This window comes from Vibrio sp. 1557 (assembly GCF_033340175.1).
GTDB classification, from domain to species: Bacteria; Pseudomonadota; Gammaproteobacteria; order Enterobacterales; family Vibrionaceae; genus Vibrio; species Vibrio alginolyticus.
In genome coordinates this window covers 1-1,585 of the sequence record NZ_JAWOVZ010000093.1, presented here as the reverse complement: position 1 = coordinate 1,585, position 1,585 = coordinate 1, and the positions used below count along the sequence as shown (strand labels likewise).

Sequence of the window (1,585 nt, the reverse complement as noted above, 5' to 3'; positions counted from 1 at the left end):
CCTCTGGCGAGCGTATTAATTCTTTCTCAATGGCATTGAACTTACTGGAAATATAGCTGAAATCTTGCGAATAAAAGTGGCGTTCAATGGCGTACTGTAGGATGAAAGCCAAAGAAAAATAGGTCACAAACGTCATGCTAACAAACATCAGCACGAGCTTGTTTTTCATGGAAAAAGGCAGCGAGAACTTAGGCATCGCGACTCTCTTCGAGTTTGTAGCCCATCCCTCTGACAGTGTGAATCAGTGGTCTATCGAACGGTTTGTCCACTTTGCTACGCAGACGTTTGACCGCCACATCAATCACATTGGTATCGCTGTCAAAGTTCATATCCCACACTAACGACGCAATGGTGGTACGTGAAAGTACTTGGCCAGTTTTGCGCATCAACAACTCAAGCAGGGCATATTCTTTGGCGGTAAGCGACATCGACTGCCCCGCGCGCGTGGCAACGCGTTTGATCATATCAAGTTCTAAATCTGCCACACGTAATGTTTGCGGCGATGCGACCACTTGCGCGGCAATATGATGACGAAATACGTTTTGAACACGCGCCAGTAGCTCTGCAAACGCGTAAGGTTTTACCACATAGTCATTGGCACCCAGCTCAAAACCGCGCACGCGATCTTCCACTTGCTCCTTCGCTGTCAGCATGATCACTGGAGTGTGAATCCCACTACTGCGCAATGTGTTAAGCACCTGCCAACCATCGAGTTTAGGCAACATAATGTCGAGGAGGATTAAGTCATATTCTTCACTGGTAGCGTGATAAAGCCCATCGACCCCATCATGCACTAAATCCACCACATACCCAGATTCAATCAAACCTTTTTGCAGATATTCTCCGGCTTTGTGCTCATCTTCGACGATCAATATTTTCAACTTTACTTACCTAGTGTGTTAGCGGGAGGATGAGAACCCAGTATAAAGATCGAAAAAGAGCATGATGTGAACCACACCATACTCTTCCTCATTGGCAAACCATTATCGATTGTTATCGCGTTCGGCATAATGCACTTTGACATTCACTTTACCCAAATATTCCAACTGACCATCTTCATTCATGCGTTCTTGCACGGTCACGAAGCCTCCATCTTTTAAATGCGTACTGCGAGACTTCACATTAAACGTCAGGATATTGAGCTCTTTATTCAGTTCACGAGCCGACAAGGTTTTAAGTGAATTGAGTTCAGACAGTGCCTGTTGATAAGCCTCATCTGACGTTGCTGTCGGCGTAACTGAGATGGTTTTCATCTCTTCGCGGCTCACGTAGTTGCCACCAGTGAAAAGTGGTTGAGCGAATGCAGATGCGCTAGTCATTGCCATTACCGTTACAAAAAGAGCAGTTTTGATTGCGTTCATGTTGTTAACCTTTGAGTGCTTGTTTTCAATGAGGTCATTATTGAACACCGCCTCTGACACCACCCTTTCAACAAAATGACATTTTTGTCATGAAAGCAACTTACTGGCGAAGGCGCTTGAGCGCTCCATCACGCTTAGCACAAGACAAAAAAAGCGGCACATACTCTCGCATGTGCCGCTCAGGATCTTTGCTGTTAAGCGTAATTACTCAACCGTTACCGCTT

At 45.6% G+C, this 1,585-nt stretch carries 2 protein-coding genes and 1 pseudogene; all 3 read right to left on the bottom strand.

All coding sequences use genetic code 11. The features are described from left to right. Window positions 1-196, bottom strand: a pseudogene (locus R7070_RS24875) (two-component sensor histidine kinase); the annotation flags it as partial. Continuing rightward, window positions 189-881 carry a heavy metal response regulator transcription factor gene (locus R7070_RS24870; protein ID WP_005480575.1) on the bottom strand — a complete coding sequence of 231 codons (693 nt, stop codon included), beginning with the start codon at window positions 879-881 and terminating at the stop codon, window positions 189-191. The pseudogene R7070_RS24875 and the gene R7070_RS24870, both read right to left, overlap by 8 nt. Before the next feature lie 102 nt (window positions 882-983). After that, window positions 984-1,361 (bottom strand): DUF3316 domain-containing protein, encoded by a 378-nt coding sequence (locus R7070_RS24865; RefSeq protein WP_045626264.1) that lies wholly within the window; start codon window positions 1,359-1,361, stop codon window positions 984-986. Window positions 1,362-1,585: the final 224 nt, after the last annotated feature.